This is a genomic window from Acidithiobacillus sp. (genome assembly GCF_027322205.1).
Classification (GTDB): Bacteria; Pseudomonadota; Gammaproteobacteria; order Acidithiobacillales; family Acidithiobacillaceae; genus Acidithiobacillus.
In genome coordinates, this window is sequence record NZ_DAHVHY010000023.1 from 1 (window position 1) to 21642 (window position 21642).

A 21642-nucleotide genomic window follows, 5' to 3' on the forward strand; every position below is an offset into this window, starting at 1 on the left:
CCAGCGCCGCCAGGGCTTCGGCATCACTGTGGATCGCGGCTTTGACCTTGTTGACGGCTCTGGGCGTCTTGCCGGTCGGGTCATAGCCAATTTTCACCAATATCCCGTCCAGAGTGTCGTGGACCTCTCTGTGGGACAGGCAATACCGGGCGGTCGCCTGTGACGGCCCGTGCCGCATTCCGATGACGATAGGGAGCCGGTACACCACGGATAGGTCCATTGCCAGCATGCTTGTCCAGTTCTTGCCGAAGGTCACTTTGAGCATGGGCCGTGGGCTGCCGCTCGTTGTTTGAAACGCCCATGGTTCAGATTCTTTCGTTATGGCGGACTCCTCGAAATCGGCAAGAATGCCATCGGTCACGCGCAGTTGGAGTGCAGGCATGTCCATGTCCACTTCTGCCGTGCGTAGATCCCGCAGCAGACGCCGGATGTGGTTATACGGGAACATGCCGCCATCGCGCCCGCTGCTCACCATTTTTCGCAACTGGTAGGGGTCCACCAGTACGCCCAGCCGTCCGTCATCGACCTTGGAGCGTTCGGCGCAGGCAATGATGGCATCCAGAACATCTCTGTGTCCCTGCCCCAGCTTACCGGTGACGGTCACTGAACCATGGGCCGTATCGAAGCGCTGTTGCCGTACCCGTGATGGCCTGCGGGTCGGCTGGAATACTGGCAACTTGCTTTCGTGCGCAACGCAGATCGGGAGCTTGGGCGAGGTGTTTTGCCGCTTGTGGTTTTGCTGACGGCGTGCCATCAGAAATTCCCCCCGAAATTCCATGCGGGGTTGCCATCACCACCATTTTTAAAGGCATAGTAGTCGTAGCCGCTTCCGTTTTCCGTAGACGCTTTCCCTTTCGTTTTTTTCGACCCATCTTCTTTACGGTCCTCTTTGTTTCTGGCTGCGGCCTCTTGAGCCTCCTTGAATTGCCCGCGCGGCAGGTGGACTTCAGCGACGAAGCGATGTGCGCTGCGCCAGTGTGCGTCCCGCCCGGAGTGCTCGCCGCCGCCGACGACCACCCGCCCAGACTTGATGGTTCGGCCAAACCATGTCGGACTGCCTCCAGCAATATGAACGGCGAGGCTGTAGATCAGCGAACTTTTGCCTGCGTTCGGGGGACCGAAGACGTCTCCTGCCACACCGGCAGGCAGTATCCCCTCCACCAGCCAGTCCACAGGCGGTGGCGGGTCGGCAAAGTCGGCCCAGTCGATTAGTGGTACCATAGGAATTCCGGCGTTGCCGGGGTTTCGGGATGTAGTCATGACAAGCTCCTTCAAGCGTGGGTCTTGTCATGTATTCGGCTGGTGCAGACCTGATCGCGGTTTTTCGTGGGGGATGATGCGAGGCGATGAGTGGTGATTTTTTCCATTGACCCACGCAATCCGGGGTCTTACTCTGCGCAAGATGGTCGGTCCGTTGTGTCCGGTCTTGGCGGCGATGCGATATTTCTGGCTGAAGGGAAAATTCTTCCGATGCCGGGCAATGGCATTGCTCAGGGATATAGGCGGATCTGGGGTCTGTGGCCGGATTTTGCGCTCCAATTTCGCTCCACTGACTTCGTGTTTGGCCGTGTTCCGGGGTGTATGGGTATGTACGAAATGTCAATATTTACAAAATGTTATGATGTACCGCATTGATCGGAAAGGAACTAAAATCTGCCTCCGAAGCCGAAGGTCACTGGTTCGACTCCAGTACTGCGCACCATAATTAAGTTAAAGGTCTGAGTATCGTGCCTGGGTTTTTGGTTGCCATCCGGCTTAAATGCTCTACTGAGGTCAATTTTCGGCGCTTTTGTGCAACGCATTGTTAGCCGCTAAAATGTAATGACCTTGTCACTATCGGTGACCCAATCCGCTAATTCTGACATCGTGGACTTTTCCGCTCCCTCAAAATAGGGATGATTCTTGTAGATGCCACAACGTGCCATACACGTTCCACAAACCTTGACCAAAGCGCCTTGTGCAATGAGCTCCTTGAGCATCTTGGACAAATCCTGGTCGTATCCTTCTGGTGGTTTGCAGACATCACGAGCCATGTCGACGGAATCATTCATCAGGAACACTCTTACTTCTTGGCCTGCCTCCAAGAGTTTTCCGGCAAGACGCAAACCATTCCAAGTTACGTCAGTGTTGTCATAAGGCTCACGGTTGAAAATTATCAGCGCTTTCATTTTCTCTCCACAGCTTTGATCGGTGGATATATACTCATGTCACACACAACTTAAAATATTAAAGCATATTAACATTCATAAAACCAATGATGCAACTCAATTGGAGGTCGGCATGCCCAACAAGGATCGAATGAACAGTCGACAGGGAGTCCGTCCGTCATGGATAGCAGCCCCCTGGAATCCGGGTAGAACGCCAAAGATGCTATAGGTCTTGGATCCTTGATCGAGATCAAGGATTACTCTGACCGCGACAGGCACCATTCACCGACGTACACCACAACTTCAGGAGACGCCCATTATGTTTTGCTATCAATGCGAACAAACCACACGTACCCCCGCCGGAATAGGCTGTACCAGTGCGCCGGGAACGTGCGGCAAGGACGAGGCCACAGCCGGTCTGCAGGATATTCTCACGCACCTTATTAAGGGCATTGCCCAGTATGCGCGCCGGGCGCGGGCGATGGGTATTGTCGACAGGCATACGGACGACTTCATTTTTTATGGTCTTTTCACCACGCTAACCAATGTGAACTTCACTGCTACACGTTTTGTCCACCTGATCCAGGAGGCCACCAAAAGGCGTGAGCGAATCAAATTATTGTACGAGGAAGCGGCGCGAGAGCAGGGCAAGACTCCCGAAATTTTGTCCGGTCCAGCCGCCTTTCAACCCGCCGATGGTCTGGAACAACTGCTGCGTCAAGCCCCTGGCGTCGCCATAAATGCTGGCGCCGAGCATCTCGGATCAGATGTAATCGGTGCTCGTGCCCTCATCCTCTATGGCATGAAAGGCGTAGCCGCTTACGCTCAACACGCCCGTGTTCTGGGTTATCAGAGTGACGAAGTCGACGCCCAGGCGGAGGAAATCCTGGATTACTTGGCAAGTAATCCAACGGACATCGATGCAATGTTGGAAGAATCGTTGGAAGTCGGCCGTTTGAACCTGAAGGTGATGGAATTACTTGACGCGGCCAACACCGGCAGTTTTGGAGCGCAGGAAATCACCTCTGTGCGCATCTCCCCGATCAAAGGGAAGGCAATTCTGGTCAGCGGTCATGATCTCCATGATCTGAAGCAAATCCTGGAGCAGACCAAGGATCAGGGGATAAATGTGTACACCCATGGCGAGATGCTGCCAGCCAACGCCTATCCCACGCTCAAGGCATACCCTCATCTGGCAGGGAATCTAGGGGGCGCATGGCAGGATCAACAGCGCGAATTTGCAGATTTCCCTGGACCCATTGTCATGACTTCCAACTGCATCATTGAGCCGGGCAAAAGTTATAAGAATCGCATTTTTACCCTTGGCCCAGTGGGTTGGCCCGGTGTCCGCCATATTGACAATGGGGATTTCACGCTTGTTATCCAGGCCGCCAAGGCCTTGCCGGGATTCGCTACCGATGCAGAAGATCAACGGATCACCATCGGTTTTGGACATCACACCCTCTTGGGCGTGGCTGACAAAATCGTAGATGCAGTAAAGTCCGGAGACATTCGCCACTTCTTCCTCGTCGGTGGTTGCGACGGTGTTTCTCCGGCGCGCAACTATTTCACGGAGGTAGCGGACAATGCCCCCGCCGACTCGGTAGTAATGACCTTGGGTTGCGGTAAGTATCGATTCAATAAGCATGAATTCGGAGATATTGGCGGCATCCCTCGCCTGCTGGATATCGGCCAATGCAATGATGCCCACTCCGCCATCCGGGTAGCGAGTGCCCTGGCCGAAGCCTTCAATTGTGGAGTCAATGACCTGCCGTTGTCGATCATGCTTTCCTGGTTTGAACAAAAGGCTACCGCCATTCATCTTTCCCTACTGGCTTTGGGTATCAAGGGGATCAAGCTAGGGCCAACCCTGCCAGCCTATCTCACACCAACTCTGGTGCAAAAGCTCCAATCACGTTTCGACCTTGATCTTGATCTTATTGGCGAGGCGCAAGCGGATTTGCAGGCGGCCCTGACGCATACAGCATAGCACAATGGATCGCCGCTTCGTTCCGCACGGACGATGCGGCATAAGGATGAGCACATCATGACCAACTACGATATCACTATCCATACCCGTGATAGGCAACGGGTGTCCTTCGTCTGTTCTGAGGCGGAAGATTTACTCTCCGCTGCGGACCGGGAAAGCATCCTGCTTCCTTCCCAATGCCGGAAAGGGACCTGTGGAGCTTGCGTGGCCACGGTCACCGCGGGTTCTTATCGCCTGGGAGAAGTGAGTATGGAAGCACTGCCAGAAAATGCGCAGGCGCGAGGCGATGTACTTCTGTGTCGTACCTATCCGCGAGCGGATCTGATTCTGGAGGCGCCCTATGACTACGACTACATCCGTTTCGAGCGCATTCCGGAGCGCGAGGCCGAAGTGATTGAAGTCACTATGGTGGCTATCGGTACGAGACGACTGTTGTTACGTCTGCAACCCGATGCGCAGGGGGGAGCTGCGGAATTCGAAGCCGGGCAATTTATGGAAATCCAGGTGCCGGGTAGCGGTGCGCGTCGCGCCTATTCGCTGGCCAATAACACCAACTGGAATGGCGACCTGGAATTTTTCATCACGCTGCGCCCTGGCGGTGCCTTCTCTACCTATCTGGAATCCGCCCTGGTGGGCGATCGCCTGAACATACGTGGACCACTTGGAACCTTTACCCTGAGAGAAAATGGCCTGCGGCCACGGTGGTTCGTTGGTGGCGGGACAGGTCTGGTGCCGCTACTGTCGATGCTGCGCCGCATGGCAGATTGGGGAGAAATGCTTCCGGCACGGCTATACTTCGGCGCGAGATATGAAGACGAACTCTTCTGTCAGGAAGAAATCCGCCAGATCCAGGATAAACTTCCCCAACTGCAGGTTAAGGTATGCCTTTCACGTCCTGGAAATGAATGGGCGGGTTATCGAGGCAGCATAATGGATGCCTTGCGCGATGACTTGGGAAGCCTTGCGGTTTCACCGGACCTGTATGTTTGCGGATCAACACGACTGGTCCAGGGGGTGACGGAATTGGCTCTGAGCCAGGGGTTACCGGATTCCAGTTTGCGGTTTGAACGATTTTTGTCTGCATAGTGCAGTGTCTATGCCTCGGAATTCCAGGTGACGTGATTGCCCGCAGCGAAATGTTTTTTCTAGGACCAAAAAATTGGGGTCCTCGTCGGTGTACTTGCAGAGAATGCAGGATTCCGTCACCACATGCGTCATGGTTGCTCCTCTGTGCGGCGTACCCGCCGCGGCCAATGATCATGAATACTGAACACGAGGTGCAGTAGCCATAAAAACAGCAGAATCCCCGCGATGGTGCGATGCCAGGGGAGGAGTCCGCCATGATTCTGCCATAGCAGGATACCGATGCACGCAGTGATGCTGGCAAAAATGAGGAAAAGGCCCTCCACCAGGGCATCAAGGCCATCACGAAGTGCTTTGGACGCCCCAGACTCCCGGTTTAACTGCAGGCGCAGTTGATGCCGAGATTCCACGGAGAGCAGAAAAATGCGCGCCGCCGTCTGCCGCCCCGGCGTATTGCCCAGCAACCAAACCCATTCCCCCGCGAGAAAGCATACCGCAGCTAGGCCATCGGCGATATGAAATGCGTAAACCGAGGCATCTCCCATGGCGAGCAAGAAACCGGAGATCAATTGCAGGGTAACCGTCAGTACCAAACCCAACAACACGAACAGCGCCCAGCGCGCCCGGCAGGATGTAGCCATTTTACTGTGCCTGACGTCGCCGCGCCATGGTCGCGCCTATGCTCGCCCGCTTTCCCGTACCCAGCATGCCTTCGGCGATGGGGAGTATTTCTCCATGCCCGAGGATGCGCTCATGGCAGGCACGCAGCAGGCCAATCGGGTCATCGAAGGTGGGGGCTGGTTCCCCCAGGAGGTTCATGACGGATCTCCACCTGCCGTATTCACGGTAAAACGTATCCGGATTTCGTGCGGATCACGGACTTCGTAGGCAATGGCGACTTTATCGCCGTAGCGGGTGCGGAGTTGTTCCAAAAGGGGCAACGGATCATGGTCGTTGACAAAAAGCATCGCTTCGCCTGCCGAAAGCGCATCCAGCGCCCCGAAGATGGCGGCATGCCGAAAGCGTTTGGCGATACCGCGCGCGTCGAAGGGATAGACGGCATCGCTGCGTAAGTGCTGATGATGTAGCTGTTCTTTCATGGGAGATATCCTCGAATCGTGAATACGACAGCCCATGGTTGTTCATCTCAGTCAGTTATTCCTTGATCTGCGTCAAGGGCTCATTAAAAGCATTGCTTTGTTCCCCAGATTCTTGCTGATTGACCCCGTTCCAAGCGGAAAACACCGTATAGACTTTACTATACCGTAACAGGTGACTGTGTTCCTGAGTGGGCAGGAGTTCGCCCATGCCATAGGCGCCTAGCGTGGGGAGTTGTGGAAAACGCTCTCGCCAGAGGGCCAAATCACGGTCTTCGCCACCAAAGAAGGCAACATCCCGCCCGATAGAACTGGAAATCCAGGCGAAGGCCGGGGACGGCGCATTCGTCGCCAGGGTTTCCAAGGCAATGCGGGTGTCACGCTCCGCAGAAGATGGGTCGCGGAGGGTAAGAAACGCACGGGATTCCTCCTCCAGCGCCCGCTCCAGCCAGAGCCCGCTGCGATTGATATCGGTAGCCCGGATGTGCAGCAAGCTGGGTGGCGTATCTGGATGGGTGTCCTTCCTGACTTCGCCGATGAGTAAACGCTCCAGGGGCAGGCGAGCCTCCTGGCGGATACTGAAGGGGATGTTCTGGGCCAGCATGGGTAAGGCCAGATAACGCTCCAGTTGCAACAGCAGGTTGCCTTCCTGACGGGTAACAGGAAGTATTGCGCTCAAGGGCCGCAGCCCTGCCGACCAGGCAGAGTGCTGCGCAGATATTCCCCGAAAACACAGTTCTACAGGTTCGCGTCGGGCACTGGCATGCAGCCAGAAGCACCCGGTACGACTGCTCACGCTGCCGAAACCGGCGGACTGGCCAAGCCAGTGCGGCGTCGTTTGATCCGGACGCGCCCAGCGCAGACGTGGCATGCCCGGCTCCTGACCGCTGCGGCTGAGCCCCAGGGGTGAGGCGAGCAGCAGCACGGCGCAAGCGGGATCCCCCAGTGCCTGACCGGCGTCGGTGAAAACGCCGGGGAAAGTCGCTGCCGCGATCTGCAGACACGCCAACTGCCGCATCTGTGCCTGCAACATGGATGGGTGTACAGGGGACAGCGGAGGGCTGAACAGGAAGATGGCGGCGGTAATGGTCTGCCCGTGTAGCTTGTGGTGGGCCTCTTCGACCGCCTGCGCCAGCAGTCGCCCAGGATGCTGGGCACCCATGGCGAAGCCGGTGCTGGCTAGGATGACTTTGCTGCCCACTGATTTTTGTCCGGCCATTCGCAACACTGGAAAAGCGGACAGTGGCCACACTGTGGCCGCTTGGCCATGCAGGTATAGCGACCGTGGAGGATCAGGAGATGGTGGGCGTCCTGCAGGTATTCGGCGGGTACCGCCGCGAGCAGGGCCTGTTCGACGGCCAAGGGCGTTTTACCGGGGGCGAGTCCCGTCCGGTTGCCTACCCGAAAGATATGGGTATCTACCGCAATGGTGGGGTGCCCGAACTGGGTATTGAGGACGACATTGGCGGTTTTACGCCCGACACCGGGGAGTGCTTCCAGCGCATCCCGATCTGCGGGCACCTCTCCGTCATACAGGGCCAGCAGTTGTTGGGCGAGGGCGTGCACATGACGGGCCTTGGCATTGAATAATCCCAAGCGACGGATATGGGTCTTGATGCCGTCTTCACCGAGCGCAGCCATCGCGTCGGGAGTAGGCGCCGCTGCAAAGAGCGCCTGAGTGCAGGCGTTGACGACCTTGTCCGTACTTTGCGCGGAGAGCACTACGGCGACCAGAAGCTGAAAGGGGGAGTGGTAGTTCAGCTCAGTTTTTGGTTCAGGAATGGCGGTGCGCAGGGCCGCAAAACAGCGATGAATATTTTGTGGATCCATAGCGCATCACCCACGGAAGCAACTGGGAGTGCCGGAAGATATACTGCATGCGGTGCCGGAGGTCAGGTCTGCGCCCGGACCCGACACCGTTGGCTTATGTTCAAACGTGGCGATAACGACCGATCTCTGGCGCTTCCGGTCGGGGATGGTTTGCCGCAACGGCATTAGCTGCCGCAATCCATTCTTCATGATCATGTTCCAGAGCGTGGAGCATGTCGTGGTCTAGCTTGGGCAGGATGCTACCCTTGATGGTTTCGCCAAGGTCCAGCATGCGCGTGGCAACAGCATAGCCATGCAGATGGAAATCATGGTCAGCATGAGTTCCAAAATGGTCGCTGCTGAAGAGCACGCCTTTGGCGGCTTTAAGGTCGGCGTCGTTCATGACGTAGTCTTTTGTCCACTGGTACCACGCTTCAAAATATTTCTCTTGCGCTTCAAGGCCCCAGTCGTGGGCTTCAAAAAAGGCGAAGACCGAAACGCGGTTGGCCTTGCCAGAAAAAGGAAAGTGACCTGACATTGTACGACTCCTCCTGCATGTGGGTGTAAAAGCCTTTGAGGCATTGTAGCCGTTTATGGTTGCAGTGCAACGCAAAAGCTTTTTTATAGGGGATAATGATCTCCAATGACCGGGCAATTTACCTGCAAGCCCCGCGCCCGCAGCACCTTGGCGATGCCTTCCCGGCCATTATCCTCGCCGTGGACGAGAATGGTGCGTGTCGGTTTTTGGTCACCATACCAGGCGAGGAGTTCGTCGTGGTCGGCATGGGCTGAGAAACCGCCGATGGTGTAAATTTTGGCGGCGACGTGAATCTCTTCACCAAATATCCGCACGGTTTTCGCCCCGTCGATGATGCGCCGTGCCAGCGTCCCCTGTGCGGCATAGCCGACAAAGATGACGCTGCAGTCTTCGCGCCAGATGTTGTGTTTGAGATGGTGGGTGACCCGGCCCCCGGTCGCCATGCCCGATCCGGCCATAATCAGCGCGCCGCCCTTGATCAGATTGATGCCCATGGATTCGCTGGTTTCACGGGTGAAGTGGAGGTTGCGCAGAGCGAAGGGGTCGGCACCCTGTTGCAGGCCTTCACGGGTGTCGGGATTGAAGCATTCCGGATGACGGCGAAAAATATCCGTGGCGGAAATGGCCATGGGCGAATCGAGGAAGACCGGCAGGTTGGCGGGGAGCTGGTTGTCGTTCATCATCTCGCGCAGGTAATACAGTAAATCCTGGGCGCGCTCCAGGGCGAAGGTGGGAATGATGGCATTGCCGCCGCGTTTCAGGGTGTCGAGGATAGCATCGCGCAGCTCGTCTACCGAGGGTCCGATGGCTTTGTGCAAGCGATCGCCATAGGTGGTTTCCATGACGATGACATCTGCCCGTGGTGCGGGGGTGGGTGGGTTGATGATGGGCTTACCGCGATTGCCCAGATCACCGGAAAAGACAATGCGCTGCTGTTTGCCCGCTTCACTGGCTTCTATCAGTATCCAGGCGGAACCGAGAATATGACCGGCATCTCCGAAGGTCACACTGACGCCGGGGCAGACCTCTATTTTCTGCGCATAATCCGCAGTACGTCCGAAGCGATCCATAGTATCGAGGACGTCGGTGATGTCGTAAATGGGCGCGGATTCCATTCCACCCTGACGCTGGTGACGTCGGTTGGAGCGTCGTGCCTCTTCTGCCGCAAGGCCTGCTGCGTCCATGAGCACCAGTCGCGCCAGTTCACGGGTGGCTGCCGTGGTGATGATTTCGCCACGAAAGCCGCGTTTTACCAGTAAGGGAATGCGCCCGCAGTGATCGAGATGGGCATGGGTCAGCAGCAGGTAATCAATGGTTTTGGCATCAAAACCAAATTCAGCGCGATTTTCTTCTTCCAGGTCATGCCCGCCCTGAAACAACCCGCAGTCGATGAGCAACTTTTTATCGCCAACGCTCAGCAAATGACAGGACCCGGTGACCCCCCCTGCGGCACCATAAAATTGCATTTCCATATTATTCTCCCCTGGGTTTCGGTTGTCCCCCGAATCTGATGCGGTTTCCAACCCCAGTATAGCGGATCAGCGGCTAGCGGGAGGAGATTAGTGACCGCCCACGCGCCGCGCCAGCACCTCGTAATAAAGTTGGAGATAGGCATGTGCCGAGTGCTGCCAGCTATAGTCGCCCGCCATGGCCTGATCTTGCAGAGGTGACCACAGCGCTGGCTGGCGGAATAGCGCTTCCGCGCGCAGCACGGTCTCATGCAGAGCATCGCTTTGCGGGCGGTCAAAAACAAGTCCGTTGCGTTGTAGTGGATAGCGGAAGTCGTCGGCATCGGTGACCGTATCGGCCAATCCGCCCGTACGATGGACGATGGGCAGGGTGCCGTAGCGCAGGCTGTACATCTGGTTCAGGCCGCAGGGTTCGAAGCGGGAGGGCATGAGAAAGGCATCTGCGCCAGCTTCGATGCGATGGGATAACCCTTCGTCAAAGGCGATACGCGCCGCCATCTGGGTCGGATGCGCTGTGGCCACTTCCAGCAGTTGCCGCTCAAAAGATTTATCGCCACTGCCCAATACCACCACTTGCATGCCACGGCGTAACAGATCAGGAAGAATATCCAGTACCATATCCGTCCCCTTCTGCGCCACCAGGCGGCTGATCATACCGAGGAGGAATACGTGGGGATCGGGGTGGAGGCCGAGACTGCTCTGCAGTTGCGATTTGCACTGCGCCTTACCGAACCGATCTTGTAGCGAATAATGCGCGGGCAGATAGGGATCCGCGCCGGGGTTCCAGTGGATGGTGTCAATACCATTGAGAATGCCCGACAGTTGCCCGGATCGGGCCTGGAGCAGCCCTTCCAGCCCCATACCGAAGGCGCTGGTCTGAATCTCCTCGGCATAGGTGGGGCTGACGGTGGTGAGCTGATCGCTATAAGCCAGGCCTGCTTTCATGAAGGAGAAGGCCCCGTAGAGTTCTGTCCCGAGCCAGTGAAAATCTGCCGCGGGCAAGTGCAGAGGCGCCATAGCGCCGGGTGCGAAGCGACCCTGATAGGCCAGATTATGAATGGTGAAAAGGGTGGCGGGCCGTGTTGCGCCGATCCGAGCCTCCAGATCGAGCAGGTAGGAGGTCAGTCCGGTTTGCCAGTCATTGGCATGGACGATGTCTGGACGCCAGTTGAGCCCCGCTACACGTCCTTGGGCGATTTCGACGGCCACCCGGTTGAGCAGGGCAAAGCGCCAGTCATTGTCCGGCCAGTCTTCGCCTTGATTGTCCTGGTAAGGACCGCCGTCGCGCTCATAATAAGCGGGATAACGGAGGAAAAGAAGCTGTGGGCGCTCTGTCGGCGACCACAGCTCGACCGTTTCACCCGTATAGGGCACGTTGACGGCACAACACCAGCGCAGATCATCCATGGCCGGACGCCCATAGTAAGGCACCAGCACGCGAACATCGACGCCCAGTTGCCCTAACGCCAGGGGCAAAGCCCCGCCGACATCCGCGAGTCCGCCCGTTTTGGAGTAGGGCACCATCTCCGAGAATACAAAAAGTGTTCGCAACATAGGGCATGTGTTCTTTTTTGCTGGGCGTTGTTGTTAATATAACACAAAGGTGGTGGACGGTTCACACATGCATGCGTTCAACAGGCTTTGAATGATGTGCCGGTGTCGCCTATCATCGGTGGGTGAAAAAGCCCATAACTACCGCCAAGGAGTGATCTGCATGGATTGGTGCGAGCGTTTTAAGGAGTTTCGGGACCGGAACCGTTGCGTAGTGTATTTCCCCAACCTGCACGAAGGCGAAGATGCTGAGGCCTATGGGATCTTTCTCTCCCTGATGCGGGCGAAGATGGGGATCATGGTGCTGGCGCCAGATCGGGAAGAACGCTACGAACCCGTTTATCGGGATGCGCTGAAATACCATCTGCAGACCATTCGCCATAGTCGTTTGTTCACCAGCTTCGTGCCCATCAAAACGCGCGTCTACTTTGTGGAAACGGCGGAGCTGCGCGATGCTTTCTACGCTTGTGTGGATTTTTGTGTGCCTGGCGGTACATTGGTAGGAGGCGCAGTGGATCTCGGCAAAGCCATTGCTGATGGTTGTCCCCTCATCCTCGGTCCGAAAATGCCGGATAATGCGGTACGTCAGGGCTTGTTGGCCGCTGGCGCTGTGGTATGGGCACAAGATAATGCGGAGATTATCGATCTGGCGAAGGCCTGGCTGAACGATCCGGCAGCGGCCAGGGCGGCAGCGGAGAAGGCAAAGGTGTGGTGGGGACAGCACGGGGCTTAGTGCCTGCGTCCCCTCCCCGTGACTTATCCGGTCGGCGTTCGCTGGACCCAAAAAAGCCCAGAACCAGCAAGGTCCGGGGCTTTTTTGCTAGAGAGCTAAAAAATCAGCCTTGCTTCAGCGCTTTCAGGAATATTGAGGCGAAGCGCACGGCGAACTTCAGTACGAACTGGGTGTCTTTGGCGAAGAATATCTTCATCAAGCCGAAGATGCCGCCACCCTTGTTGTGCTCGTCCTTCATCTCGGTCCTGGCCTGCTCCAGCGCCTTCATCGCCTTGTTCACACCGCTGGCAAAGACTTCGTCGGAAGGGATCATGGGGACGACTTGCGTCATGATTATGTTCAGCTTGCCGACCAGGCCGGCCTTCTGCAGGTTACCCACCAGCGCGAAGACGTCAGGCAGCATGTCCATCAGGTGGGCATCATGCAGGCCCTGAACAATTTCCTTGATACGCAGGTTGATGCTTTCCGCGTCGCCCCGTACAGCCTTGGCGCCGATCTGCGCGATTTCCAGCCAGGCCATGGCACCCTGGCTGATGGTGCTGCCGATGTGGCGGATGGTGCCGTCCTGCCAGAATTCGCCGACCATGTCCGCGGCGGTGCCGAAAGCAATGCTGAGATCGCCGCGTGGCGTGATCAGCTCTTCCAGGTGGATGCCTTTGTCCTCAAGCGCCTTGGCAGCCGCCTGCAGCGAGTCGCCGACGGCTTCCGCCATGCCCAGCAAGCTACCGACACGATCAGCCAGGCTGTCAGAGCTACCCTGCGCCAGCGCCTTGGCTCGCATCGCGATTTTCAGCCACTTTTCGGCTTCTTCCGCGAGGTCGTCCAGCTTTTCCGGCAGGTCCATGTCGGTGAGGATGTTGCGGACCGCGCCCACGCCATCTTTACCCGCCTGAATGAAGAAGCCCGCGCTCGCAGCATAACCGGCGAGGTGCTCGATCTGGTCTAACAGGTTTTCGGCGCGTGCGGCGAAGTCTCGGGAGTTGTTGCCTTGCGCCAACGTTTTGACGCGCATGGCGATGTGCATCCAACGGCTGCCACCGGCACCAATAGTGGCGAGCGTGCCACTCATGTCCGCGCCTTCCAGCACTTCCGGCATGGTGTCGCGCAGGGTGTCGATGGCGATGTTCATCTGCCCGCCGAGGATTTCCGCCATGTCGAGCATGCCGCTCAGACGCGCCTGCAGGTTGGGGGCGTCACCCTGAATGAGGCGCTGGGCCCGCTTGGCCATCTGAATCCACTGGTCGGCCATTTCCTGAATTTCGTCGAGGCGATCCGGCAGATCGAGCTGGCCGACCATGTTGCCGACGACGCCGACACCCTGTTTGGCGCTATCCATCCAGTACTGGATGCTGGCGGTGGCGCCATGAATTTTCTGCACCATGTCTTCCGGATTTTCGCCGATGATGGGGCATTTGAGTTCAGCGCTGAGGGCGGAGATGGAACTGAAGAAGCCGGCGCGTTGCAGGTTGCCGAGCAGTTGCAGAACCTCCTTCAGGGTTTTGTTGAGTTCAGCGCTTTGGACGTCGTTCAGCATGTTGCGCAGGCGATCCAGCGGCTCCTCACCGGAGTTGCCTTTGATGAAGGCTTGCAGCGACTCCGAAACGTTCTGCAGTTGTTCCAGATAGGGCTTCATGGTCTCCACGAGCTTGTCGGTATCAATGGCCTGTGGCAACTCATTCAAGATGTCGCGCAGCATTTGCAGCAGGTTCTGTACCTGCAGGGCGGCGTCACCGACTTTACCGAGTCCTTCCCATTGGCGTTCGTTGAGGGTGGTTATTGCTGCTGACGATACTGCATTCGCGTTGGCCATGATGCGCTGATCTCCCGCTGAAAATAATGCCGCGATAAGTGCTTTTGATTAAGATAGGTTAGGTTTCCAAGACTTGCCCTATTTACCACAAAGGGCCTCTCTTTCCTACCCGTGCCGGTCTGGCCTATGATCTTCCGGTATGTTCTGACAGGCTAATCATTATGCTTTATGGCAGTAAACGAGAAACATATCGCCAGGTCTTTCTGGACAGTTGGCAGGCCTATCAGGAGGGCCATCCGCTGGAAGGGATGCAGATGCGGATTGTCGCCGTCATTCTCCGCCATCCGGAATATCATGCCCTGCTGAACGATGCGCAGCAGGGACTGGAACAGGATTTTCCGCCCGAGCAGGGACGAAGTAACCCCTATATGCACATGTCTCTGCATGTAGGGCTGGAGGAGATGTTGGCATTGGGTCAGCCTGCGGGTATCGTGGACCTCTTCGACGGCGCGCGCCGCAAGCTGGGTGAAACCGGCGCCGAACATCTTTTCGTGGATTGTCTGGGAGAGATGATGTGGCAGGCCCAACGCGCAGGACGCGCCCCGGAACTGACGGCGTTGTTACCTTGTGTACGCCGTAGTCTGGGATTGCCGGAGATGGCGGGCTGAACGGCGGCGCCAATCAAACATTACTCGGATGGAGAATAACAGCATGGTGGAGGGCGTAAATCAGGCAGCGACGGGCGCGGAGCAGGTACATTGGCGTCTGGAAGATCTCTATGCCGGGGTGGATGATCCGCGGCTGACGGAAGACATGCGCTGGGCGGATAGCGCAGCGACGCGCTTTGCCGAAGCCTATCGTCCCGGCCTGGGCGGACTGGACGCTGCGCAGTTGGCGGCGGCTGTGGGCCAGTTGGAAGCTATCCGCCAACGCATCGGTCGGGTGGGTACCTTCCGCTATCTCAGTTACGTCACTCACGCCGATCAGCCAGCCTATGGCGCCGCCCTGCAGGCCTATGAAGAGGCGGCCACCGCCATTCAGAATCAACTGATCTTCTTCGATATCGCCTGGAATGCCGTCGAGGATAGCCGGGCAGAAAGTCTGCTGGCAGACCCTGCACTGGCGCATTGGGCGCATCTGCTGCGCAACTGGCGGAGGTATCGTGACCACCTGCGCAGCGAGAGTGAGGAGCAGATTCTGTCGGAAAAGCGGGTGACCGGGCGGGCGCTCTGGGAGCGGCTTTTTGATGAGACATTGACGGAAATGCGCTTTCCCCTGCGCGGCAAGCAGATGACCGAGCAGGAGGTGTTGACGCTGTTGTCCAATCCCGATCGGGAGTTGCGTCGGGATGCGGCCGAGTCCCTCAGCAAGGGGCTGGAAGGGCGCTTGCATACCCTCACCACCTGTTTCAACGCCATCCTCGCCGACAAGGCACTGGATGACCGTTTGCGCCGCTATCCCCACTGGCTGAGTGACCGCAATCTGAGCAACGAAATCTCCGACAAAATGGTCGAGGCGCTGGAGCAGGCAGTGGTCGGACGCTACGCGCTGGTGGCCCGCTATTACCGGCTCAAGGCTAAATTATTGAACGTGTCGCCGTTGATGGATTATGACCGGTATGCGCCCTTGCCGGGTGGCGAGCGGCGCTACGACTGGGCGGAGTGTCAGCGTATCGTGCTGGCCGCGGTGACGGATTTTTCTCCGGAACTAGGGGCTATCGGCCGGCGCTTTTTCGATGACGGCTGGATTGACGCCGCACTGGCGCCAGGCAAGCGGGGCGGGGCCTTCGCCCATCCGGTGACGCCGGATGTCCATCCCTATCTCATGGTCAACTATACCGGCACGGTGCGCGATGTGATGACGGTGGCCCACGAACTGGGACACGGTATCCACCAGTATCTCGCCCGCGAGCAGGGCTACCTGAACTCGGATACCCCCCTGACCACGGCGGAGACGGCTTCAGTCTTTGGCGAGATGCTGACCTTCGAGCGACTGGTGCGCGAGGAGCATGACCCCCGGCGACGGCTGGCCCTGCTCTGCGGCAAAATCGAGGATACCTTTGCCACGGTGTTCCGGCAGATGGCCATGCACCGCTTTGAAGTGGCCATGCATGGCGCGCGCCGTGCCGAGGGCGAACTGAGCAAGGATCGCCTGGCGGAGTTATGGATGCAAACCCAGACGGCGCAGTTTGCCGACAGTATCCAGTTCAGCCCCGGTTATCGCTGGTGGTGGAGCTATATTCCCCACTTCATCGGCTCGCCGGGCTATGTGTATGCCTATGCCTTTGGGGAATTGCTGACGCTGGCGCTGATTCAGCGCTATCGGGCCGCCCCGGCGGAGTTCGTGCCCGGCTATATCGCCATGCTGAAACTTGGCGGTAGTAAGGCTCCTGCCGAGGTGGTGGCGATGACCGGCATTGATCTGGAAGAACCGGAAATCTGGTCGCGAGCGCTGGATTACATGGCCGGGATGGTGGATGAGGCCGAAAAGCTGGCGGGAGTACACTGAGTATGCGTCAGGAAAAGGACAGCATGGGCGTTATCGAGGTGGAAGATGCCGCCCTCTGGGGCGCCCAGACCCAGCGCTCCTTGCGCTATTTCGCCATCGGTACGGAGCAGATGCCCCTGCCGGTTATTCACGCCCTGGCGCGAATCAAGCGGGCGGCAGCCTCGGTGAACGCCGGGCTGGGCCTGCTGGATGCGGTGCTGGCCGAAAAGATCAATGATGCGGCGGCGGAAGTCATTGCCGGGCGCTGGGATATGCAGTTTCCCCTGCGGGTCTGGCAGACGGGCAGCGGCACCCAGAGCAACATGAACGTCAATGAGGTGATTGCCAACCGGGCCAATGAAATGGCGGGGCAGCCCCGGGGCGGTAAGACGCCGGTACACCCCAACGATCACGTCAATCTGGGGCAGTCCTCCAACGACGCTTTTCCGTCGGCCATGCATATTGCGGCGGCTTTGGCGGTGCATCAGGGACTCTTGCCGGCATTGGCGCACCTGGAGGGAGAACTGGGGCGTAAGGCGGGGAGTTTCGCTCACCTCATCAAGGTCGGGCGCACCCATCTGATGGATGCGGTGCCGCTCACTCTGGGGCAGGAATTCTCCGGCTATGTGGCCCAACTGCGGCAAGGCCTACACGCACTGGAGCAGACCCTGCCCGGTCTTTATGCCCTGGCGCTGGGCGGGACAGCCGTCGGCACCGGTCTCAACTGCCACCCGGATTTTGCCGACGCCGTGTGTGCGCGTTTGCATGCGGAGCTGGGTCTGCCTTTCCGCCCTGCGGCCAATGCGTTTGCCGCCCTGGCGGGACATGAAGCCTTGCAGCAATTGAGTGCGGCGCTGCGTGGTCTGGCCATGTCCCTGATAAAGATTGCCAACGACATCCGCTGGATGGCTTCCGGCCCGCGGGCCGGTCTGGGCGAGCTGCATCTCCCGGAAAACGAACCCGGCTCATCCATCATGCCCGGCAAGGTGAACCCCACTCAGGCCGAGGCCCTGACCATGGTCTGCGTGCAGATTTATGGCAATGATGCGGCCATCGCCTTTGCCGCCTCCCAGGGTAATTTTGAGCTGAATGTGTACAAGCCAATGATGGCGCATAATATTCTGCAATCTATCCGGCTGCTGGGAGATGCGGCGAGGTCTTTCACCGACCATTGTCTGCGCGATCTCCAACCTGCAGAAAGTCGGCTACGGCGGAATATGGAAGAATCCCTCATGCTGGTCACGGCCCTGACGCCGGTCATCGGCTACGAGCGCGCCGCCGCCGCCGCCCAGCATGCCCACCGTGAGGGCTGTACCCTGCGTGAGGCGGTGCTCCATCTCGGCTATCTCTCCGCCGAAGAATTCGATAGATACGTGCGGCCGGAACGCATGTTGGGGTCATAGCGCGGTAAAATGCGCGTGGCTCCGTAGAGGCGGGGGCGGCGCCATGTTATGCTCCTCCGCAGTTTTTGGCATACGCGAAAGGGGCAATTCATGATTTTGATCCTGCAGGCCGACCTCGGCGAACAATCGCCGATCTTCCAGCAACTGCTGACCCATCTGCGCGGCTTCTCCGGTATTCACTTTCGGGTTCATCAAGAACAGGGTGCGGAGCAGGTGCTCAGCGAAATCTACCTGATCGGTAACACCAAGCCGTTGCGGATAGAAGATATGGAAGCCCTGCCCGGTGTCGAGCGGGCCATTCGCGTATCCCGGGAATATCGGCTGCTGGGCCGCCATACCGGCGATCAGCGTACCCATGGTTTTGATTACAACGGGGTGCGTTTCAGCCAGGATAATCTCAACGTGTTTGCCGGGCTCTGCGCCGTGGATACCCCGGAGCACGTCGAGCAGATGCTGCGTGCCCTGCAGGAAAACGGCCAGGTCTGCACCCGCATGGGTGCCTACAAACCCCGTACCAGCCCCTATGCCTTTCAGGGGCACGGTAAGGCCTGTCTGCCCTGGGTTTTTGAACTGGCGGGCAAGTACGGTATGCGCGTCATCGCCATGGAGATCCTCCACGAGTCGCATATGGATGAGATCCGTGAGGCGCTGGAAATGACCGGCCATCCGACTGGCGTCATGCTGCAGATCGGCACCCGCAATACCCAGAACTTCGAGTTGCTGAAGGCGGTGGGGCGGCAGCAGGAACTCCCCGTGCTGCTCAAGCGCGGTTTCGGCATTACCCTAGAAGAATCCCTCAATGCCGCCGAGTACCTGGCCTCAGAGGGGAATACCAAGGTGGTCTTCGGACTGCGCGGCATGAAGACGAATCTGGGTGATCCGCACCGCAACTTCGTGGATTTCGCCCAGGTTCCGGTCGTGAAGCGGCTGACCCGGATGCCCGTCTGCATTGATCCGTCCCACTCCGTGGGCAGCCGCGATGCGGGGCCGGATGGCATCATGGATGTCTTCCATGTGACCGCACAGGGCGTGGTGGCCGGTGCCAACATGATTCTGGTGGACTTCCACCCTGACCCGGCGACGGCGCTGGTGGATGGCCCGCAGGCGCTGCTGCTGAAAGAGCTCCCGTGGTTCCTGGAAGATGTGCGTCTGGCCCGGGAAACCTATGAAGAACGCAAGTTGCTGGCGACCGCGCAGACCCCTATTTAACCCGCATGCCCGGCTGCGCCCCGCTATCAGGAGAGAGTAGAAAGGGTCCGCCCTCCGGCCCGCTGGCGGCAAGCACCATGCCCTCGGACAGGCCGAAACGCATCTTTCTGGGCGCCAGATTGGCGACCATCACGGTCAGCCTGCCGACCAGGCTGGTAGGATCGTAAGCGCTCTTGATGCCGGCAAAGACCGAGCGGGTGCCCTCGCCAATATCCAGGGTGAGGTGCAGTAGCTTGTCCGCTCCTTCCACGCTGTCCGCGGCAATAATCCGCGCAATGCGCAAATCCACCTTGCTGAAGTCGTCCATGCTGATAAAGGGGTTTTCTTCCTTGGTTTCAGCAGGTGTGGGCGTGGGCACTGGGGCCGCCGCCATGCTTGGGGCTGTTGCGGGGCTTTCTGCAGGATTCTGGATCAAGGCGTCCACCTGGGTTTTTTCCATACGTTGTAAAAGATGGGTGTAGGGCTGGATCTGGTGATTGAGAAGCGGCTTGGTCAGGCCCGCCCAGTCCAATTCGCATTGCAGGAACTCCAGCGATTTGCGCGATAGCTCCGGCAGCACGGGGCTGAGCAGGGTGATCAGCACCCGGAAGCCGTTCAGGGTGACGCTAGCGACACGGTGCAGCGCCTCGCGTTGGGTCGGGTCTTTGGCCAAAGTCCAGGGTGCATTCTGGTCCACATAAGCATTGATCTGATCCGCCAGCGCCATGATGTCACGCATGGCCTTGCCATACTCCCGCCCGGCGTAGGCCTCACCGATGGCCTCCTGGGTCTGCAGCAGCCCATCGTAAAAAGCCTGATCATTGCCCAGGGAAGCGGCCAGTCGGCCCGCAAAGCTGCGGTGGATGAAACCCGCCGCGCGGGAGGCCAGATTGACCACCTTGCCGACCAGGTCGCCATTGCCCTTGAGCAGGAAGTCTTCGAGATTGAGGTCGATATCTTCCACATGACTATTGAGCTTGGTGGCAATGTAATAGCGCAGGAACTCGGGATTGAGATGCTGGAGATATTGCCTGGAGGTGATGGACGTGCCGCGTGATTTGCTCATTTTGGCGCCGTTCACCGTCAACATGCCATGGGCAAAAATGCGCGTTGGCAGGCGGTGTCCGGAACCCTTGAGCATGGCTGGCCAGAACAGACCGTGGAAGTAAATGATGTCTTTGCCGATGAAGTGGTAGACTTCGGCGGTGGATTCCGGACCCCAGTAATCCGCCCAATTCCGGTTATGGGTTGTGCACCAATGTTTAGTAGCGGCTATGTAACCTGGAAGTGCGTCCAGCCAGACATAAAAGAACTTGCCGGGGGCATCGGGGATGGGGATGCCAAAGTAGGGGGCATCGCGGCTGATGTCCCAGTCACTGAGTCCAATGCTGAACCATTCATCCAGCTTGCGGGCGACTTCTTCTTGCAGTGTGCCGCTGTGAATCCACTTGTGGAGGAAGTCGCTGAAATCACCGAGCTGAAAATAGTAATGTTCAGAGCGGCGATGCTCGGGTGTCGCGCCGGAGACGGCCGAAACGGGGTTGATGAGGTCAGTAGGGCTGTAGGTTGCGCCACAGACCTCGCAACTGTCTCCGTACTGATCGGCTGCGCCACAGCGCGGACAAATCCCGCGAATAAGGCGGTCTGCCAGGAAGATGCCCGCTGCCGGATCGTAAGCTTGAGCAATTTCTCGAACATTGATGTGATCACCAGCCCGCAGGGCGTTGTATATGCCTTGGGAAATTTCGACATTTTCCGGAGAGTGCGTGCTGTAATAGAGATCGAACCGGATACCGAAGTCGGTGAAATCGTGCAGGTGTTCGCCATGCATCCTGTCGATGAGCGCTTCGGGGGTGATGCCCTCACTCTGGGCACGCAGCATGATGGCGGTGCCGTGCGCATCATCGGCGCAGACATAGACGCAGTCGTGGCCCCGCAGGCGCTGGTAGCGGGCCCAGATGTCCGTTTGGGTGTACTCTACGAGATGCCCGAGGTGGATGGACCCATTGGCATAAGGGAGGGCGCTGGTGATTAGTATGCGTCTTTTCATAGTGCGGATAAATTACAGGGGATGAGCCTTGCAGGCAATGCCGCGCCGCCCACTGGCAGGCTGTTTTCATCTGTGGTATAAAGAGCGCCTTTTTTCAGGGAGATTAACCGATGTCCAGAGTATGCAAGGTGACGGGCAAGAAGCCCATGGCGGGGAATAATGTGTCCCACGCCCACAACAAGACCCGCCGCCGTTTTCTGCCCAATTTGCAGTACCACCGTTTCTGGGTGGAGAGCGAGAACCGTTGGGTGCGTATGCGGGTGAGCACCAAGGGTATCCGTACCATTGACAAGAAAGGGATTGACGTCGTTCTGGCTGACCTGCGCGCCGCCGGCGAAAAGATCTGA

21 protein-coding genes are annotated in these 21642 nt (G+C 58.1%); 8 read left to right on the plus strand and 13 right to left on the minus strand.

The genetic code is table 11. The annotated features are described in order from the left end of the window. The 3 genes from M7F93_RS05470 to M7F93_RS05480 all read right to left on the minus strand — a co-directional run. The coding region (locus M7F93_RS05470) for a hypothetical protein (protein ID WP_298170278.1) at window positions 1–754 on the minus strand (754 nt) is incomplete at its 3' end. Continuing rightward, the gene (locus M7F93_RS05475) at window positions 754–1260 is read right to left on the minus strand and encodes an AAA family ATPase (RefSeq protein WP_298170281.1); all 507 of its coding nucleotides are present in this window, start codon (window positions 1258–1260) and stop codon (window positions 754–756) included. The genes M7F93_RS05470 and M7F93_RS05475, both read right to left, overlap by 1 nt. Window positions 1261–1811: 551 nt before the next feature. Beyond that, a complete protein-coding gene (locus M7F93_RS05480) occupies window positions 1812–2168 on the minus strand; it encodes a DsrE/DsrF/TusD sulfur relay family protein (protein WP_298170284.1) in 357 nt (118 codons plus the stop codon). 298 nt (window positions 2169–2466) lie between these two features. On the opposite strand from M7F93_RS05480, the gene hcp reads away from it, so the two are divergent. After that, the gene (gene hcp, locus M7F93_RS05485; RefSeq protein ID WP_298170287.1) at window positions 2467–4137 is read left to right on the plus strand and encodes a hydroxylamine reductase; all 1671 of its coding nucleotides are present in this window, start codon (window positions 2467–2469) and stop codon (window positions 4135–4137) included. Window positions 4138–4194: 57 nt separating this feature from the next. Beyond that, complete coding sequence (locus M7F93_RS05490; protein WP_298170290.1) at window positions 4195–5223, plus strand: FAD-binding oxidoreductase; 1029 nt, start codon at window positions 4195–4197, stop codon at window positions 5221–5223. 128 nt (window positions 5224–5351) lie between these two features. Here M7F93_RS05490 and M7F93_RS05495 read toward each other — a convergent pair whose 3' ends face one another. The 8 genes from M7F93_RS05495 to glgA form a co-directional block, all read right to left on the minus strand. Continuing rightward, window positions 5352–5861 (minus strand): hypothetical protein, encoded by a 510-nt coding sequence (locus tag M7F93_RS05495; protein ID WP_298170293.1) that lies wholly within the window; start codon window positions 5859–5861, stop codon window positions 5352–5354. Window position 5862: 1 nt separating this feature from the next. Next, a complete protein-coding gene (locus M7F93_RS05500) occupies window positions 5863–6039 on the minus strand; it encodes a hypothetical protein (protein WP_298170296.1) in 177 nt (58 codons plus the stop codon). Next, entirely contained in the window at window positions 6036–6320 is a 285-nt protein-coding gene (locus M7F93_RS05505; RefSeq protein WP_298170299.1) for a DUF2249 domain-containing protein, read from the minus strand. The genes M7F93_RS05500 and M7F93_RS05505 overlap by 4 nt, the downstream gene beginning before the upstream one ends. Window positions 6321–6375: 55 nt before the next feature. After that, a complete protein-coding gene (locus tag M7F93_RS05510) occupies window positions 6376–7518 on the minus strand; it encodes an FIST C-terminal domain-containing protein (RefSeq protein WP_298170302.1) in 1143 nt (380 codons plus the stop codon). Next, on the minus strand, window positions 7497–8147 hold the full coding sequence (gene nth, locus M7F93_RS05515; RefSeq protein ID WP_298170305.1) for an endonuclease III: 651 nt from the start codon (window positions 8145–8147) through the stop codon (window positions 7497–7499). Before nth ends, M7F93_RS05510 begins: the two co-directional genes overlap by 22 nt. Window positions 8148–8247: 100 nt before the next feature. Next, entirely contained in the window at window positions 8248–8664 is a 417-nt protein-coding gene (locus M7F93_RS05520; protein ID WP_298170307.1) for a hypothetical protein, read from the minus strand. 83 nt (window positions 8665–8747) lie between these two features. After that, window positions 8748–10136, minus strand: a complete 1389-nt coding sequence (locus M7F93_RS05525) for an MBL fold metallo-hydrolase RNA specificity domain-containing protein (RefSeq protein ID WP_298170310.1) — start codon at window positions 10134–10136, stop codon at window positions 8748–8750. 87 nt (window positions 10137–10223) lie between these two features. Continuing rightward, complete coding sequence (gene glgA, locus M7F93_RS05530) at window positions 10224–11687, minus strand: glycogen synthase GlgA (protein WP_298170313.1); 1464 nt, start codon at window positions 11685–11687, stop codon at window positions 10224–10226. Window positions 11688–11847: 160 nt separating this feature from the next. On the opposite strand from glgA, the gene M7F93_RS05535 reads away from it, so the two are divergent. Continuing rightward, window positions 11848–12417, plus strand: a complete 570-nt coding sequence (locus M7F93_RS05535) for a 3-deoxy-D-manno-octulosonic acid transferase (RefSeq protein ID WP_298170316.1) — start codon at window positions 11848–11850, stop codon at window positions 12415–12417. Between the two features lie 103 nt (window positions 12418–12520). Here the strand turns inward: M7F93_RS05535 and M7F93_RS05540 are convergent, their stop codons facing one another. Beyond that, a complete protein-coding gene (locus M7F93_RS05540) occupies window positions 12521–14227 on the minus strand; it encodes a hypothetical protein (RefSeq protein ID WP_298170319.1) in 1707 nt (568 codons plus the stop codon). Between the two features lie 161 nt (window positions 14228–14388). Here M7F93_RS05540 and M7F93_RS05545 point away from each other — a divergent pair, with 161 nt between their 5' ends. From M7F93_RS05545 to M7F93_RS05560, 4 genes are all read left to right on the plus strand, one after another. Further along, window positions 14389–14835 (plus strand): DUF1841 family protein, encoded by a 447-nt coding sequence (locus tag M7F93_RS05545; RefSeq protein ID WP_298170322.1) that lies wholly within the window; start codon window positions 14389–14391, stop codon window positions 14833–14835. Between the two features lie 43 nt (window positions 14836–14878). Continuing rightward, window positions 14879–16675, plus strand: a complete 1797-nt coding sequence (locus M7F93_RS05550) for a M3 family oligoendopeptidase (RefSeq protein WP_298170325.1) — start codon at window positions 14879–14881, stop codon at window positions 16673–16675. Window positions 16676–16677: 2 nt separating this feature from the next. Then, window positions 16678–18057, plus strand: coding sequence for a class II fumarate hydratase (fumC, locus tag M7F93_RS05555; protein ID WP_298170328.1), 1380 nt, complete (start codon window positions 16678–16680; stop codon window positions 18055–18057). A gap of 90 nt (window positions 18058–18147) precedes the next feature. Continuing rightward, window positions 18148–19266 carry a 3-deoxy-7-phosphoheptulonate synthase gene (locus tag M7F93_RS05560; protein WP_298170333.1) on the plus strand — a complete coding sequence of 373 codons (1119 nt, stop codon included), beginning with the start codon at window positions 18148–18150 and terminating at the stop codon, window positions 19264–19266. Here M7F93_RS05560 and metG read toward each other — a convergent pair. Continuing rightward, the gene (metG, locus tag M7F93_RS05565) at window positions 19259–21295 is read right to left on the minus strand and encodes a methionine--tRNA ligase (RefSeq protein WP_298170336.1); all 2037 of its coding nucleotides are present in this window, start codon (window positions 21293–21295) and stop codon (window positions 19259–19261) included. The two genes, M7F93_RS05560 and metG, sit on opposite strands and share 8 nt — an antisense overlap. Before the next feature lie 110 nt (window positions 21296–21405). On the opposite strand from metG, the gene rpmB reads away from it, so the two are divergent. Beyond that, entirely contained in the window at window positions 21406–21642 is a 237-nt protein-coding gene (gene rpmB, locus M7F93_RS05570) for a 50S ribosomal protein L28 (RefSeq protein ID WP_009567983.1), read from the plus strand.